Annotated in this window: 14 protein-coding genes; 4 read left to right on the top strand and 10 right to left on the bottom strand. The window is 58.3% G+C overall.

Features of this window, described 5'->3' with window-relative positions:
* Positions 1–40: 40 nt before the first annotated feature.
* The 4 genes from VN622_14370 to VN622_14355 form a co-directional block, all read right to left on the bottom strand.
* Entirely contained in the window at positions 41–1,084 is a 1,044-nt protein-coding gene (locus VN622_14370) for a DMT family transporter (protein ID HWR37044.1), read from the bottom strand.
* Positions 1,047–1,232: a glutaredoxin family protein gene (locus VN622_14365; protein HWR37043.1), complete on the bottom strand. Its 186-nt coding sequence runs from the start codon at positions 1,230–1,232 to the stop codon at positions 1,047–1,049. The genes VN622_14370 and VN622_14365 overlap by 38 nt, the downstream gene beginning before the upstream one ends.
* A 240-nt stretch (positions 1,233–1,472) precedes the next feature.
* A complete protein-coding gene (locus VN622_14360) occupies positions 1,473–1,880 on the bottom strand; it encodes an OsmC family protein (protein ID HWR37042.1) in 408 nt (135 codons plus the stop codon).
* Positions 1,881–1,958: 78 nt separating this feature from the next.
* Entirely contained in the window at positions 1,959–3,383 is a 1,425-nt protein-coding gene (locus VN622_14355; protein HWR37041.1) for a cation-efflux pump, read from the bottom strand.
* A 155-nt stretch (positions 3,384–3,538) separates the two neighbouring features.
* Between VN622_14355 and VN622_14350 the strand changes: the two genes are divergently transcribed.
* Both VN622_14350 and VN622_14345 read left to right on the top strand, forming a co-directional pair.
* On the top strand, positions 3,539–4,618 hold the full coding sequence (locus VN622_14350) for a peptidyl-prolyl cis-trans isomerase (GenBank protein ID HWR37040.1): 1,080 nt from the start codon (positions 3,539–3,541) through the stop codon (positions 4,616–4,618).
* Positions 4,615–5,718, top strand: coding sequence for an NAD-dependent epimerase/dehydratase family protein (locus tag VN622_14345; GenBank protein ID HWR37039.1), 1,104 nt, complete (start codon positions 4,615–4,617; stop codon positions 5,716–5,718). Before VN622_14350 ends, VN622_14345 begins: the two co-directional genes overlap by 4 nt.
* A gap of 4 nt (positions 5,719–5,722) precedes the next feature.
* Here VN622_14345 and VN622_14340 read toward each other — a convergent pair whose 3' ends face one another.
* Both VN622_14340 and aroB read right to left on the bottom strand, forming a co-directional pair.
* Positions 5,723–6,472 carry a ubiquinone/menaquinone biosynthesis methyltransferase gene (locus VN622_14340; GenBank protein HWR37038.1) on the bottom strand — a complete coding sequence of 250 codons (750 nt, stop codon included), beginning with the start codon at positions 6,470–6,472 and terminating at the stop codon, positions 5,723–5,725.
* Between the two features lie 19 nt (positions 6,473–6,491).
* The gene (gene aroB / locus VN622_14335) at positions 6,492–7,589 is read right to left on the bottom strand and encodes a 3-dehydroquinate synthase (protein HWR37037.1); all 1,098 of its coding nucleotides are present in this window, start codon (positions 7,587–7,589) and stop codon (positions 6,492–6,494) included.
* 216 nt (positions 7,590–7,805) lie between these two features.
* On the opposite strand from aroB, the gene nadB reads away from it, so the two are divergent.
* Positions 7,806–9,392 (top strand): L-aspartate oxidase, encoded by a 1,587-nt coding sequence (gene nadB, locus VN622_14330; protein HWR37036.1) that lies wholly within the window; start codon positions 7,806–7,808, stop codon positions 9,390–9,392.
* A 6-nt stretch (positions 9,393–9,398) separates the two neighbouring features.
* On the opposite strand, the gene VN622_14325 is transcribed toward nadB, so the two are convergent.
* Positions 9,399–10,358 (bottom strand): TerC family protein, encoded by a 960-nt coding sequence (locus VN622_14325; protein ID HWR37035.1) that lies wholly within the window; start codon positions 10,356–10,358, stop codon positions 9,399–9,401.
* Positions 10,359–10,579: 221 nt separating this feature from the next.
* Here VN622_14325 and VN622_14320 point away from each other — a divergent pair, with 221 nt between their 5' ends.
* Positions 10,580–11,392 carry a DUF2231 domain-containing protein gene (locus VN622_14320; GenBank protein HWR37034.1) on the top strand — a complete coding sequence of 271 codons (813 nt, stop codon included), beginning with the start codon at positions 10,580–10,582 and terminating at the stop codon, positions 11,390–11,392.
* Between the two features lie 82 nt (positions 11,393–11,474).
* Here VN622_14320 and VN622_14315 read toward each other — a convergent pair whose 3' ends face one another.
* From VN622_14315 to VN622_14305, 3 genes are all read right to left on the bottom strand, one after another.
* Positions 11,475–13,088, bottom strand: coding sequence for a S41 family peptidase (locus VN622_14315; protein HWR37033.1), 1,614 nt, complete (start codon positions 13,086–13,088; stop codon positions 11,475–11,477).
* 349 nt (positions 13,089–13,437) lie between these two features.
* Positions 13,438–14,139, bottom strand: coding sequence for a hypothetical protein (locus tag VN622_14310; GenBank protein ID HWR37032.1), 702 nt, complete (start codon positions 14,137–14,139; stop codon positions 13,438–13,440).
* A gap of 299 nt (positions 14,140–14,438) precedes the next feature.
* A partial coding sequence (locus VN622_14305) for a DUF1343 domain-containing protein (protein HWR37031.1) occupies positions 14,439–15,470 on the bottom strand: 1,032 nt, incomplete at its 5' end.

Raw genomic sequence — 15,470 nt, 5'->3', positions numbered from 1 at the left:
ACATCAAGGCGACTTCGGTCTCGCCTCTGCACATCCAGCCCTACTCCATGGGTTCGATGATCAAGGCACCTTCGCGCGCCGCCTTCTCTGGCAACTGCACCAGCACAGTCGCCGTTAGCGTTACCACGATGCCGACTATCTGCAGCGGCCCTACGACCTCTCCCAGCGCTGCGGCGGCAATCATGATAGCGAACGCCGGCTCGAGGCAACTGCTGACGATGGCGCGCGTTGCATCCAGGTACTGCAGTCCCCAGAAGTACAACGAGAACGGAATCAGCACCGAGCATACCGAAAACAACAGCAGAAACGTCCACTGCGCCTGCGAATAATGCGCGGCCATAACCTTCCACGGCGGATTTACGAAATTCCAGCCGATTGCCGCGCCCATCAGCGCATACAGCAGAACTCTCCAGCGGTCGTTCTTTTCCACAAGTCGTCGCGCGAATACGTTGTAGAAGGAAAACGCCACGGCCGCGATCAGGGCAGCAGTAACGCCTATGCTGTCCAACTTCAGCGCGCCAGAAGCAATCGTTACCCAGGGGAAATGCCCCGTCCACCCTATAGCGCCGATGGCAAACACCGAGCCCACCACGGCCAGCGTGACGCCCGAAACACGCTGCACCGTCGCGTGTTGTTCCCCCCGCAAGAGCATGTAGAGCAACACGAAGACCGGCGCAGTGTATTGCAGGATAATGGCGGTCGCAACCGTCGTCCTCTGGATCGCGAGATAGTAAAAGTAATTCGACGACGCCACTCCCACCGTTCCGAGCAACATGCACTGAGCGATCTCGCGCCTGCTGAGGCGCAGTCCGGCCCAGCCTCGATTCATCAGAAGAATGGGCGTAAGCAGTAGAAATGAGATTGTCGTGCGGCTCTGCGCCAGCATGAGCGGTTCAATGGGTTGTACCGGTTGCGAGCCAAGTGAAAGGCGGCCCGTGAACACGGCCCTCCCCAGCGTCGCGGAAATTCCCCAGAACAGCGTAGCCGCTGCAATTAAAAAATAACCACGCAGCGTGTGCGATTTAGCGCGCGATTTAGTTTGCGATTTACTGTGCGAGCAGTTTTTCGATTTGTTCCGGATCAAATCCGATCAGTACCTCGTCTCCGATGACGACTGTAGGAGTGGAGCGGCTGTTATAGGTGCGTACCAGTTCGAAAACGGCTGACTGGTCGATGCTGACATCTCTGTCGATGTACTCAATCCCTCGCTCCGCGAGGAAGGCCTTCAGCACGTGGCACGGCGGTCAACCGGGCGGAGTGAAGATTACCACCTTCTTCTGTTCAGACATCCGCACTCCATGTTGCACCGGACTCGGCACAGAAATCGTAAAATTTTCTACATGCAGCAATGGATTCACCCGGACGTGCAAAGGATGAAGAAAATGTGTTGCGCATAAGCACGCCTCGTAAATTCGTGTGCTTGATTGCATGTAGGCATGATGAACAAAATGGTTGTGCAGGACGCGTGCCGGTCACTCCGCGTCTTGCATTTCGATATCGAACGTGATCGCGGCTGTGCTTTGGAGCATCTGCGAAACTGAGCAGTACTTGTCCTTGGATAATCGAACGGCATCTTCCACTGCCTTGCGGCTCACGTTGCCGCCTACCCGATAAACGAGACGAATGCTCGTATAGACCATCGGGACCTCGGTTGCGCGCTCAGCTTCGGCACGCACTTCGAGGCTGGTGAACGGCTCGCGCTTCTTCCCGAGAATGCTGACGACGTCGGTAGCCGTGCAACTACACAGGCCGATGAGGACCAGTTCCATAGGGCCGCAGCCAGTCTTGTCATTACCGGCATCAACCACGATCCCATGTCCGCTCGATGCGATACCGATGAAACGTTCTTTATCCGTCCACTTGGCGCTTGCGGTTACCATGATTGCTCCTTGAGTTCACACAATAGCGGCGATTGACCGTCACTTGGATCGCCGTAACAGAATAGCCTGAGGCCGCGATTATCTCCGGTTGTCGGTTTGCGGCTCGGGGTGGATCAGCACGCGAAAGAGTTTCGGTGCAGCTTGCTTGAAACGGATCTCCAGCGCGGTCTGCACGTCATGGACCCTGGCGAGTGGCAATTCATCGTTCATCGTGACATGGCAGGATACATAGAGGTGGTCGCGTACTCTCTTTACTACCACTTCGTGAACATCCACAATCTCCGGAAACTCTGTGCCGATATCCTTCATCTTTCGCTCCAGGTCCCGATCCTGAACGATCTCGTCGCTGGTCTCGATGGTCGCAGGCTCGCTCTCTATGTGCGTGAGGATCGAAGCTATTTCCGGCACTGAGTTGCGAATCTCGGACTCAAGCGAGGTAACGCGATCGTGCGCGTCTACGAGCGTGAGGCGCTCGTCGAGTTCGACGTGCTGCTCGACGTGAAGACTTCCTCCCAGGTCCTGCACGCTGATGTCATGCACCATGAAGTTCTTGTGCAACGCAGCGGCGCGTATACGGTCGAAGAGGTTCTCCGTGTGTAGTGCCTGTGGAACGGCGTTCACCATCACGTCTGCTTCCTTCAGGACGCGATGGACCGCCTGCGTGACTTCCAGAACCACCTGCTCTGATTTCTGGAACGTGACGTTGCGCGCCAGAGCGACCGAAAGATCGCAGAAACAGCGGTTCCCGGCCTTGCGAATCCGCACGCGCCCGATCTCGAGCACACCCGGAACGGCTTCCACCTGGGCGATGATCTGGGCGCGCACTCCTGCTGGAGCGGCGTCCAGCAGCGAGTCAATCGTTTGCCGGGCCAATCGCCAACTCACGTACACCACGACCCCGGCCACGCCGAGTGCGGCGATAGGATCAGCCTTCATCAGCCATTCGTGATGGAAGGTTCGTCCGGCCCACACCAACACAAGGCCAGCAACGACCACGCTGCTCGACCATATATCCGTTCTGAAATGCAATGCGTCGGCATGCAGAGCCTGGCTATCGTACTTATCCGCGACACGCTTCAGCGCCCGCGAGCGCCAGAAGTCCATACCGATCGAGAAGAACATGACATAGAACGCCCATGCGCTGGGCTCAATCTCAACCGTTTGGAAGAACAAGCGCTTGAAGGCTTCCCACACGATCCAGACGCAGGTCAGCAGTAGCAGTCCAGTTTCTATAAATGCGGAAAAATTCTCGACCTTGCCGTGGCCATATTGATGGTCGGCATCCGCCGGTTTGTCGCTCACGCGGACCGACATCATGGTCACGACGGCGGCGACCAAGTCCAGCGCCGAATGAAGCGCCTCCGACATTATGCCCAACGATCCTGTCGTCACGCCGACAACAAACTTAAGGCCAGTAATGAGAAGTGCAACAACGACGGAATTGCGCGCGACTTCCCGCTTCTCGGCGCGCATTGCATTCCCACTGAGTACGTCGTCGGCCATACGAAGGAGATTACCTTGTCACCTGTATTAAGCCAACACTGCACTGAGTTCTCAGACCAGTTCGCAAGTCCCTAGTTCGTTATTGTCCAATGACACATACAGTGAAACGAAACCCTGTGCTACGATTTCCGGCGCACTCAGTTGCCGGAGGTTCCGTGAGCACTCGACGCCTCGTTCTGCTAGCTGCACTTGCCTGCTCCTCGTTTGTTACGGCCCAGACTGCGCCTCCCAGCACAGCTCCTCCGGCGAAGGCATCCGCCGCAAGAGCGCAGGAAGCTCCTGCTCAGAAACCTCCCGCGAAAACCGGCAGTGCACCGTTGCCGAAAGCCGTTGTACCGCCAGATGCTCCGGTTATTACCGTGACCGGCTCGTGTGATCCGAGTACCGCGGCCAAGCAGGCCGGAGGCTGCCGCCAGGTCGTCACGCGTGCCGAGTTCGAGCGCCTGACAAAAGCCGCGGGGCCCAACGTTAACGACGTGCAGATGCGCAACTTCGCACAGAACCTCGGTCGGCTCGTTCTCTACAGCAATGAGGCAAAGCGCCTGGGGCTCGACAAGAATGCGGAAGTTCAAGAGTTGATCCGCTTCATGACCTTGCAGCTGATGGCGCAAGAGTTGGGACGCCACCTGCAGGAGCAGGCTTCGCATGCCAAGCCGGGCGAGGTCGAAACTTATTACCGCGAAAACCTGCCCAAGTTCGAGGAAGCGACGCTGGAGCGCATCATCGTGCCCCGCCGCACAGCCAGCAAAGAACAACCCGTCGATGAAGAAGACGAGAAAGCCCACGCCCAGAAAGTCCGCGACCGCTGGGTCGCCGGCGAGGATCCGGAGAAGTTGCAGAAGGAAGCCTTCGAGCGCAGTGCCACGACCGTTCAGCAACCTCCTGTAAAAGTCGGGGCGCGCCGGCGCGGATCGCTGCCCGTCGCCCAGGAGAGCGTCTTCGACCTGAAGGCCGGCGAAGTATCGCAGCCATTCTCCGACCCCTCGGCTTTCTTCATTTACAAGGTCGAGCAAAAGGGAGTTGCTCCGCTCGAGAAGGCGACGGAAGAAATTCAGAAAGCTCTGACAGCCCGACGTTTGGAAGCCGAAGTTGAAAGGCTCGACAAGACGGGAAAAACGGAACTGAACAACGCCTACTTTGATGCGCTCGAACCGGCATCGCCCGCTCCGACTCGCCGCCCAGCGGAAGCCAAACCTGAACCCACGCCCCAAACGGGCGCGCAAGAGCCAAGATGACGACGATTTCCGAACGACGAACGGTGATCGTAACCGGAATCGCCGGGAACCTGGGCACGCGCTTGCTACCTCTGCTGAACGAATTCGAGGTAATTGGCCTAGACCTGCGGCCGCCATCGCAGCCGCCGCAATTTCGTTTCGAGCCGATTGATCTGGCGGAAGAATCCTCCTGCCGCCAACTGGTAACTTTACTGAAAGAGACACGCGCGATCGCCATCGTGCACCTTGCGTTCGTCATCGATCCGCAGCGCACAGGCGTCCTCGACGTTGAGCGCATGTGGCAGATCAACGTGGCCGGTACTGCCCGCGTCATGGAAGCCATTTCCGTAGTGAACCGCTACGGCGGCAATGTTCGCAAGTTCATCTTCCCCAGCAGCGTGAGCGCCTACGGGCCTGAGACGTCAGGCCCCATCGCAGAGGATTTTCCCCTCGGCGCACACACGCTTCCCTACGCCATTCACAAGCAGCAGAGCGATGAGGTCGTTCGCTACAGGACCGAAACGCTCGGTGAGTGCAGCACGTATATCCTTCGTCCGCACATATTCACCGGGGCGAGTATGCAGAACTACCTTGTCGGTGCCCTGCGAGGCACGCCAACGGGCAAAGGCAAGCGCGGCGAGCGGTTGCGAGCCAGCGGCAAACGCCTCCCCCTCATGCTCCCGTTCGGGCGGAGTTATCCCGAAAAGCGATACCAGTTCGTCCATGTTGACGACATGGCGCGGCTGCTCGCACACATCCTGCACCGCGACGAAAGCAGCCCGGAGACAACCATCCTGAATGTCGCTGCAAGGGGTGAACCCATCACTCTCGCCCGCTGCGCCGAAATCGCGAACGCGAAGGTGGTCCGCATGCCCGGCCGCTGGGCGTGTCGCTTCGTTCTCAGGTTGTTGTGGAATCTTGGAATTTCGGCGATACCGCCGCAGGCGTTGCCGTACATGATTGGGTCATACACCATGGATACAACGCGCTTGCGCAAGTTTCTTGGGCGAGACTACGAAACGGTCATTCGGTACACGGTGGAAGAGGCGCTGGCTGACAGCTTTCGCACCGAGAGCACGCAGCCCCAGCAGATGGAAATGGCCGGGCAGCCACAGGGCTGATCTTCTACTTCCGCCCCCAGTACAGTCCGGCGATGCCGAACGTGTACGGCGTGTACCCAACTTTGCTGAAACCTGCGGCTCTCATCCGCTGCAGCATTTCTTCTGGCTCTGGAAACCTTTCGACCGATGCCGGAAGGTACGCATAGGGTCCGCCCACTCCGCTCAGTACAGTGCCGATGGCCGGCAGCACTTGCTTGAAGTACATGCGGTAGACCTTCCCAAGCAGTCCCTTGGGCTCGCCGAAATCGAGAATCCCGACTTCGCCGTCATCGCGCAGTACGCGGCAAATCTCGCGCAGACCAGCGTCATAGTCGGCTAGATTTCGGAAGCCGAAAGCGGACGTTATCAGGTCGAAGCGAGCGTCTCCGAACGGTAGCCGTAGCGCATCCGCCTCAAGCCAGCGCAAAGGCTTGCTGCGTCCCTTGTGCAGGGCGCGCTGCAACATGGGGTGAGCAAAATCAGCGCCGTAGATGGCCGCGCCCGTTGATCCCGCCTTCTTGTGCAACGCGAAAGCCATGTCACCCGTACCACAGCAGAGATCCAGCACGCGAGCGTCGCGCCGGCTAAGGATTCCCCGAAACCTGCGCGCCGTACGCCACCACCACAACCGGTCCACGTTCATCGAGAGTACGTGGTTCAGCATGTCGTAACGCGGTGCGATGGTGGAAAACATCTCGCGCACGGCGGCTGAGGCAGCTTGCGAATCCTGCGCGCCAGCGGGGCGCGCTCCCACGGTTTTGATTGGTTCGATCATCTGGGTGATTTGCTGATTGCTAGGCCTGCGACAGATAACGAAGTTCTTCAATCGACTGCAAGACGGCGCGCTCCGGCACTTCGCTCACTACGTCCACCTTGCCGATTTCGACGGGAAGTATGAAATGCACGCGACCTTCGACCGTCTTCTTATCTTTCCCAATGCGCTTTGCCAAGGCCTTGCCGCGCACCTCTACCTTGGGAAGCGGCGCGTAAGCGAGAATCGCGCTGATGATGCGTTGCGCAGTGCGCGAGTCTGTCTTCTGCATGCCGACAGAAATCATTGCCGCGGCGACCATGCCCCAGGCCACTGCTTCGCCATGCAGGAACTGCCGATAGCCAGTCTCTGCCTCAAGTGCATGCCCAATGGTGTGGCCAAGGTTCAGAATGCGGCGCACGCCATGTTCCTCTTCGTCGGCTGCGACCACTGACGCCTTAACACGAACACACTCGGCAATCAGCCACTCCAGCGTAGCGGGATCGCGCTTCAAAATGCGATCGCGATTCTCTTCCATAAACTCGAATATTCGCGGGTTCCGGATGATTCCGTACTTCAATGCCTCATACAGGCCTGACCGGTATTCGCGTTCGGGAAGACTGACGAGTACTTCGGGATCAATGATGACGAGGTTTGGCTGCTTAAACGTGCCCAGCAGGTTCTTGCCTTCTTCCAGATTTACGCCGGTCTTGCCGCCGACAGAAGAATCCACCTGCGCCAGAAACGTAGTGGGAACCTGAAGAAACTTGACGCCACGCATGTAAATTGACGAGAGGAATCCGGCGACATCGCCTACCACGCCACCGCCAAGTGCGATGATGCAGGAGTTTCTGTCGGCGCCCAACTTCACCATCTTGGTACCGAGATCCTGCACTGTGCTCAGGGTTTTCCGGCGCTCACCGTCTGGCATCTCCAGGAACTGCAGTTCCAGGTTGTCTGCCGCGAACGATTTCGCAAAAGTCTTGCCGTAGTGCTTTCGTACGGGCGCTACGCTGACTGCGAAAAACCTCTGGCAATTCGGCAACAACTCGCGCACATACACGCCGACGGACCGGAGCACTCCCTGTTCGATGAGCGCTGCGTACGGGTGAGACTTCGTTTCTATGCTTACTCGAATCAAGCTTCCATCTTAACCGATGCCGGCGTGAACAACGGAATGAACTTGGAATGCGCCCGCAACATTGCTTTCGCGTTGCTCCGGCAGGACGAGAGTCTCACTTCTGTGCTGAGTCGTGTTGCGGGTGGAAGGCTTCAACAAGAGCGTGGCGCGGCCCCGCGCGACTAAGGCGAGAACGGCAGCGCGACCCTTTTATCGTGCTAACATTCTCTATTCACGATGAAATCCGCTGCCTTAATTGAAACTGACTTCATTGTTATCGGCGCTGGCGTTGCCGGTATGCGCGCCTCTATCGAACTCGCATCCGCTGGCCGGGTACTCTGCCTCGCAAAGCGGGAACTCAGCGAGTCCAATACGCAGTATGCCCAGGGCGGAATAGCCGCGGCGCTCAGTGATGAAGACGAGATCAGCCTGCATCTCCAGGACACACTCGCCGCAGGCGATGGCCTATGCAATGAAGCGGCTGCCCGCATTCTTGTTGAGGAAGGTCCGCCGCGGATCGAAGAGTTGATCGCGTGGGGTACGCAGTTCGACCGCAGTGGGACCAAGCTGGCCTTCACCCGGGAAGGCGCACACAGTCGCAACCGCGTGCTCCATGCAAACGGCGACTCCACAGGCCAGGAAATTGGACGAGCGCTCTACCACAGGGCAGCTACGCTCAAGAACATCACCTTTCGCGAGTTCGGCTTCACCACCGACATCTGGATGGAAGATGGCCGCGCCGTGGGCGTGTTGTTGATCGACGGCAACGGACACCTGCAAAAGGTGCGCGCGGGTGCCGTACTGCTGGCCACCGGCGGTTTGGGACAGGTTTACTCGGATACGACGAACCCGACGGTCGCAACCGGAGACGGCGTTGCCATGGCATACCGCGCCGGCGCTGCAATCAGCGACATGGAGTTTTTGCAGTTCCATCCCACGGCTTTGTACCTGAAGGGCGCTCCACACTTCCTGCTTTCGGAAGCGCTGCGCGGCGAAGGCGCTTACCTTCGCAACGCCGAACTGCACCGCTTCATGCCCAAGTACCACGACATGGCGGAGCTTGCGCCGCGGGACGTCGTAGCGCGCGCCATCGCTCATGAACTGGAAGTCTGCCTCCTGAAAGAACCGGTGGTTTATCTCGATCTGACGCATCTGAAGGCCGAACGCGTCATGCGCCGCTTCCCTCGCATCTACACGACCTGCCTCAAGTACAACATCGACCTTACGGCAGAGCTGGTCCCAATCCGTCCAGCAGCTCATTACGCGATGGGCGGGGTGAGGACAGATCTCGACGGACATACATCCGTCTTCGGTCTCTATGCAGCCGGAGAAGTGGCGGCAACGGGCGTGCACGGATCGAATCGCCTGGCCAGCAACTCCCTACTTGAAGGACTGGTCTTTGGAGCGCGGGCCGCTGAAGCGATGTGCCGCGAGACCAAGCCGCAGAAGAACCATGCCAGGCCAGATGCCTCGCCCGAAAAGGCAAAAAAAGCTGCCACCTCCGCTCCCTGTCCGGAGGCCGAAGAAGTCGTTCGCCAGGTGCAGCGCATCATGTGGCAGGACGTTGCAATCGTGCGCGAAGGCAAGCGCCTGCGCCAGGCGATTGCTTCGCTAGAGCAGTTACAAGTGGCGACCGCAAAAGCAGAGTGCCGTCGCGCGCGTGAAGCCGCCAACCTGCTGCAAACCGGCCTGCTGATAGCGCGCTCGGCGCTCGCGCGGGAGGAGAGTCGGGGCGCGCACTACCGCACCGACTACCCTATTCACAACGATGCGAAGTTCCTGAAGCATTCCGTCGTCGAAGGCGACAAGGTCCGCTTCGAGTAGCGCCAGCTACTCGAATTCCGGAGCCGGTTTTGCCGGGAACATGAGCGAAAACATTACTGAAAGCGCCAACACGCCGGCGACCACACCCAACGCGACTGCAACTGGAATCTTCACGTAGCTCGAGATGAGCATCTTGGTGCCAATGAACATCAAGATGATCGAGAGCCCGTAATGCAGGAGATGGAATAGCTCCATCATCCCCGACAGCGCGAAGTACAGCGACCGCAACCCCAGGATCGCGAAGACGTTCGATGTGTAAACGATGAACGGCTCACGCGTGATGGCCAGGATCGCAGGGATGGAATCGGCTGCGAAGATAACGTCCGTGGTCTCCACTACGAGCAGGACCAGCGCCAACGGCGTGGCGTAGCCTCGTCCATGCTTTTGAACAAAGAACCTGCCGCCCTCGAACTCGGGCGTAACCCGCATATATTTGCGGAAAAAACTGACAAGCGGATTCTTGCCCGGATCGATTTCCGCTTCCTTCTGCGTGAAGAGCTTGATGCCGGTGTAAATGAGGAATACGCCAAAAACGTAGATGATCCAGTGGAAGCGCGTGATGAGCGACACGCCGGCGGCGATGAACAGGGCGCGCATCACCAGGGCACCGATGATCCCCCAGAACAACACCTTGTGCTGGAATTCGCCGGGAACTTTGAAGTAGCGAAAAATCAGCAAAAAGACGAAGAGGTTATCTACGCTGAGCGCCTCCTCGATGAGGTAGCCCGTAATGAACTCCAGCGAGAGTTCCTGACTCGGGCGGTTGGCGTGGCCTGTCATTGTATGGCCGAAGAAGTACAGCAATACGGCGAAGACAGCAGCCAGCGAAATCCAGACAACCGTCCACGTTATTGCTTCCCGGAAGCGTACGACGTGAGCCTTGCGATTGAAAACGCCAAGGTCGAGCGCCAACATTGCAAGAACGAAGACATTGAAGAGTATCCAAAAAAGCCAGTTCGAAGGCATCAAGAGTGATTGTACTCATCAAGGTGAGAACTGACCAAGGCGGTTTCGCCGAACTCAGCTAAACCTGTTTTGATTGCACGATAACCGGGCGGGATCGAACCAACGCCACATCAGCGAACTCGTAACAGCCATCCCGCTCCACGCATTCTGAATCCATCTAAGTGCTACGTTTGCAGGGATCCGCGGCTGTCGGTTTCCTGTTCGAGGCCGGAGGAGAACATATGCGATCGCGTGCGCATCTTGGGTCGCACCCGCTTCATCCCATCCTGGTCACGTTCCCGATCGGACTGTGGGTAGCCAGCCTGATATTCGACCTGATCGCCACCTCAACAAACAACAACCTGCTCTGGGCGGCGGGTTTCTACGCTGTCATCGGAGGTTGTATAGGCGCCGTTGCCGCGGCCATTGCAGGCGTAACCGACCTGCTCAGCGTAGTGCCGCCGAATTCCAGTGCCAAGCAGCGAGGCTTCATCCATGGCGGACTGAACTCGCTGGGACTGCTGCTATTCATCTACGTCGCATGGCGCAGGGGCGGCCCGTATGACGCTCCGGACAGAGTGGCGCTGATCGTGAGCTTTCTGGGGGTTGCTCTGATCCTGTTTTCTGGCTGGCTCGGAGGGACGCTGGTGTATCGCAACCAGATTGGCGTGGACCGGCGCTACGCGAACGCCGGCAAATGGAAGGAGCGCGAACTGAAGGCGTGGGACCGTCCCGCCTGCAATCAATCTGAACTCGGCGAAGGGCAACTGATGCTCGTGCGCGTCGACAACGAGCGGGTGGCGATCGGAAAATGCGGTGACGGCGTATTCGCGTTTTCAGACCACTGTACGCACCGTGGCGGGCCGCTCTCGGACGGAGCGCTCATCGGTTGTACCGTGCAGTGTCCGTGGCACGGCTCGCAATTCGACTTACGAACCGGGCGTGTGGTGGCTGGCCCTGCTGAACAACAGATCAAGCTCTACAACACGGATATCCGTGGCGGAGAAGTCTACGTCAGGCCCAGGCACCCGCAAGACGAGAGAAAGGTCGCGTAAGCACGCGCGTGCGATATGCGACAACAACAGGCCCGCGGATCTGCTCCGCGGGCCTGTTGTTTTATATCTTGAACGCTGGTCCTTACTGCTGGTTGCCGAGGCGCGCCGTATTCCGATCAGCGATAATTTTCCGGGCGTTGTCCGCCAGTTCCTTCGCCTTTGGCAACAAGTCCAGCGCCTTGCTCACGCTCGGGTCAGACTCGGCGCGTACTCGCTGTCCTTCCTGCTGCCCGAACTCGTTGATGAACACTTCAGCTTTGATTTGAGAGCGTATCCACTCGTTGTTCTCCGCCAACTCCGCCTCGGTAAACGCAATCTTCTGGTCGTCAAGGAAGCGACGGAACTCCTGCATAGCCTGGTCATCCACCTGGAACGTCTTGTTGACGTGCCGGTTTACCAGGTAGTGCTTGGCAAAGTTGAAGAACGCGTACTTCTGCAATAGCAGATCCTGGAATCGATTCGTCTTAGGCGTTTCCAGCTTCGTGTCCGGAGTGATGCCGCCACCGCCAAACACCGTGCGGCCACTGTCGGTCAACTTCACTTCATGGCTCTGCGTGTTGTTGCTGTTTTCGGCCTTCTCGTCTTCACGGTTGTAGTAATAGTCGTAGAGCGAGACGCCCGTGTACTCGCGCTGTATCAGTCGACCACTTGGCGTGTAATACTTCGCCGTGGTCAACGCCAGACCGGTGTTCTCGGAGAGCGGATACACGGTCTGCACGAGGCCCTTGCCGAACGTCGCTTCGCCCGCGATCAACCCACGATCATGGTCCTGGATAGCGCCCGCAACGATCTCTGCCGCAGAAGCCGTACCCCGGTTCACCAGTACGACGAGAGGAAAATCACGTCCACCGTTACCGTGAGCCGCGCGATAGATCTTCTCCGGACTGGAGCGTCCGTGGTGGGAAACGATGACCGCGCCCTTCTTCAAGAACTTGTCGGCCACGCCTACGCCCTCGCTCAGCAATCCGCCGGGGTTCTGTCGGAGATCGAGAATGAGGCCCTTGACGTCGCCCATCTCATCCAGCGCCTGAGACACTTCCTGCTCGGTCGTCTCCTGGAAACCGGACACATGGATGTAGCCGATGCCCGGGCGGATCAGGAAATGCAGATCAACCGAGTAGCGGGGGATTTCGTCGCGGATGACGGCGAACTCCATCGGCTTATCCGTGCCTTCGCGCAAGATGCCGATTTTAACCGTTGTTCCCTTCGGTCCCTTGAGCAGGTCAGCAACATCGCTGGTCGTCATGTTGTCCGTCGGCTTGCCGTCGACGGCGATGATGATGTCGCCAGGACGTATACCGGCGCGGTACGCCGGTGCACCCGCAAAAGGCGCGATCACGATGACCTTGCTGTTCCTCGGACCGACCTGCATTCCCACGCCGTAGTACTTGCCGCGCTGTTCTTCCCGCAACTGCGAGTAGGATTTGGGGTCAAAGAAATTCGAGTGCGGGTCAAGTACCCGAAGCATACCTGGGATAGCGCCGTTGTAGATCGTCTTATCGGCATTGACCGGCTCCGCGTAGTTCTGCTCGACTACGTCGTAAACCTGTGAAAACACACGCATACTCTCGCGAATCTCGGTGTCGCCCGAAGGCGTACTCGAGCCGACGCGCTGTCCGAAGACAACGCCCAGGAATCCGCAAGCGATGACGACAAGAAAAACTAGGAGGAGGGAACGACGAGAACTACCGGCCATCTTTGTTCCTTCGGCTGCCAGAGTGCCTTCCTTTGAAGCTACAGCAACCGTTCGAGGTTGCTGAAGTATACCACGCGTTTTTGGGAGCGGCCTTCGCCGCAAACAGCAATCCACAAGGCCATTCCACCTCTTAGGATGCACGTAGCCGTGTGCTGGGTGCGAAACTTTGTGCCGCCAACCTGTTCAGACGGAGAACGACGCAATTTGTTATCCGGACTTCAGAGTAGCTGGACGGCGATGGCTACTTGTATGTCAGTCGCCGGCAGACTCATGAACGAGGGCATGTGAAACTAAAAGAGCGCGAACCGGTTTGTTCGCGCTTCCCAGAACCCGCATTATCGAGAGGCGGTTACCTCGCCCCAATTCGGTTTCTATCCACGGTTATCGGACGCTCCAGAACCATCTCCACCGTTGTGCCGCTCTCCAGCCGGACATCGGGACCGCGCGTCAACAGCACCGTGCCGAGTCCAACCGCAGCCCCCGCGAGTCCACCCACGCCGGCACCCTTCAGGCTTCTCGTCGCCGAAGCGCCGATCAGAGTTCCGGTTGCCGCGGTACCCGCCACGGTGCCAGTGTCCTTGCCCTTACTGCCATCGGCCTGAATTGTGCCCTCCTGCCCCGCGATCTGGCTGTGCTCTGCGCCCGGCACGTTGTCTACCGCTCCCGGTAGCAACACCGTGTAGCCACTCGGGAAGATCATCGAGTTGAAGTGCACGAGCAGTTCCCCGCGTCCTTTCACCTTGCCGGGACGCTGTATGCGCGTGATGACTCCTTGCACATACGTTCCGGGTGGCACAACCATTTTCCCGTCCAGCACGACGGGGAAGTTCGTTTCTGCGTAAACATTGTCGTTCTCGCGGGCGCTCTTGGTGGAGATGGCGTGCTTCAGCACAAGGGGAATTTTCGTTCCAGCCGGCAGCGTCAGCATCGCGACGGGGTCATCGTTCTTCGCAGTTGCCGACTCATTTGCGCGCCGTTGCAATTGCGAACCCGCCTGGGCGCACGCCGCAACCGACCCGCACAGCACAAAGACAGATAGAAATTTCCGCATATCTCCTCCCGCTTTCGTTCAACCCAGATTCCCGTGGAAAGTTTTTTCCTGCTAAGACCGGACCTTACTTACTATTTTGGACTCGACAGCTGCTATGCCGACTCTTACTTCACGATGCCGAAATCAACATTAGTAGAAAAAGTCGAAGTAGAGAAAGTCGAGATACCCGTTTTCCATAGCGTCACCTCCATTGCCGGACATCACACAACGACATCACACAACGCAGATTCTTCGCTGATGACCCTACTCTTTGCATATGGCTTTAATTCTTAGCCTGTTTAGCCACCGAGGGGGGTTGCTCAGTACAGCAGGTACTTCTTGCGCAGGGCCATAAATTGCTCCAGTTCGTCCCGCCAATCGTCGGCGATTCGCCGCGGATCTTCGCCTCTGAGGAGCGCGTCATAGGTGGCCTGATGAATCAGTAGCTCCGGCATTCGTGCGACTTTATAGTTGTCCGGATACAGCTTGACCAGCGCTGACGCCAACTCGATACCCAGCTCCGGCGCGTCCAGCGCGTTACGGTCTGTCACGATGATGTTCACTCCACCGCACGATTGGTTGGCATAGGAGCTCGACTGCGGCGTGAAATGAATAGGGACGAACCGCACGCCCGGGATGCTCCGCTGGTTCAGATACTCAGCGAACTTCCGCACATCGATCCACGGCGCGCCCACAACTTCGAACGGCGTATCGGTTCCCCGCCCCACGGAAACGTTCGTGCCCTCGATCAGCGCCACGCCCGGATACAGCGTCGCTTCCGACAGGCTGCGCAGGTTCGGCGAAGGGTTCGTCCACGCAATTCCGGTCGCATCGAACCAGTCGCCGCGCATCCAGCCCTGCATGGCGATCACCGTCAGCTTCGCTCCGATGCGGCGCTCTTCGTTGAACATCCGCGCCAATTCGCCGAGAGTCATGCCGTGACGCACAGGAACCGCGTAGTAATTGACGAAGCTCTCTTTCCCTTGCTCCGAAACAGGCCCCTGCACGTATGAGCCTGTGATCGGATTCGGCCGGTCGAGCACGATCAACTCGATGTCCGCCGCCTTGGCCGCTTCTAGAAAATAGCCAAGGGTGGTTTCGTACGTGTAGAAACGTACACCGGCGTCCTGTATGTCGAACACCAGGGCATTCAGTGTCTTCAGCACGTCAATCGACGGACGCCTCTGTGCATCCTTTGCCCCGTAAACGCTGTACACCGGAACACCCGTCGCCTGGTCCTTTGTATTGCCGATGTCCGTTGTGTCCAGCGTGCCGGTTACGCCGTGCTCGGGGCTGAAGATTGCCGCCAATTCCACGCCGGGAGCCTTCGCCAACAGATCGATCGCTCTCCG

This window comes from Clostridia bacterium, assembly GCA_035561135.1.
GTDB lineage: Bacteria > Acidobacteriota > Terriglobia > Terriglobales > Acidobacteriaceae > DATMYA01.
The sequence above is the reverse complement of the archived record's forward strand: the minus strand, read 5'-3'. Positions and strand labels throughout refer to the sequence as shown.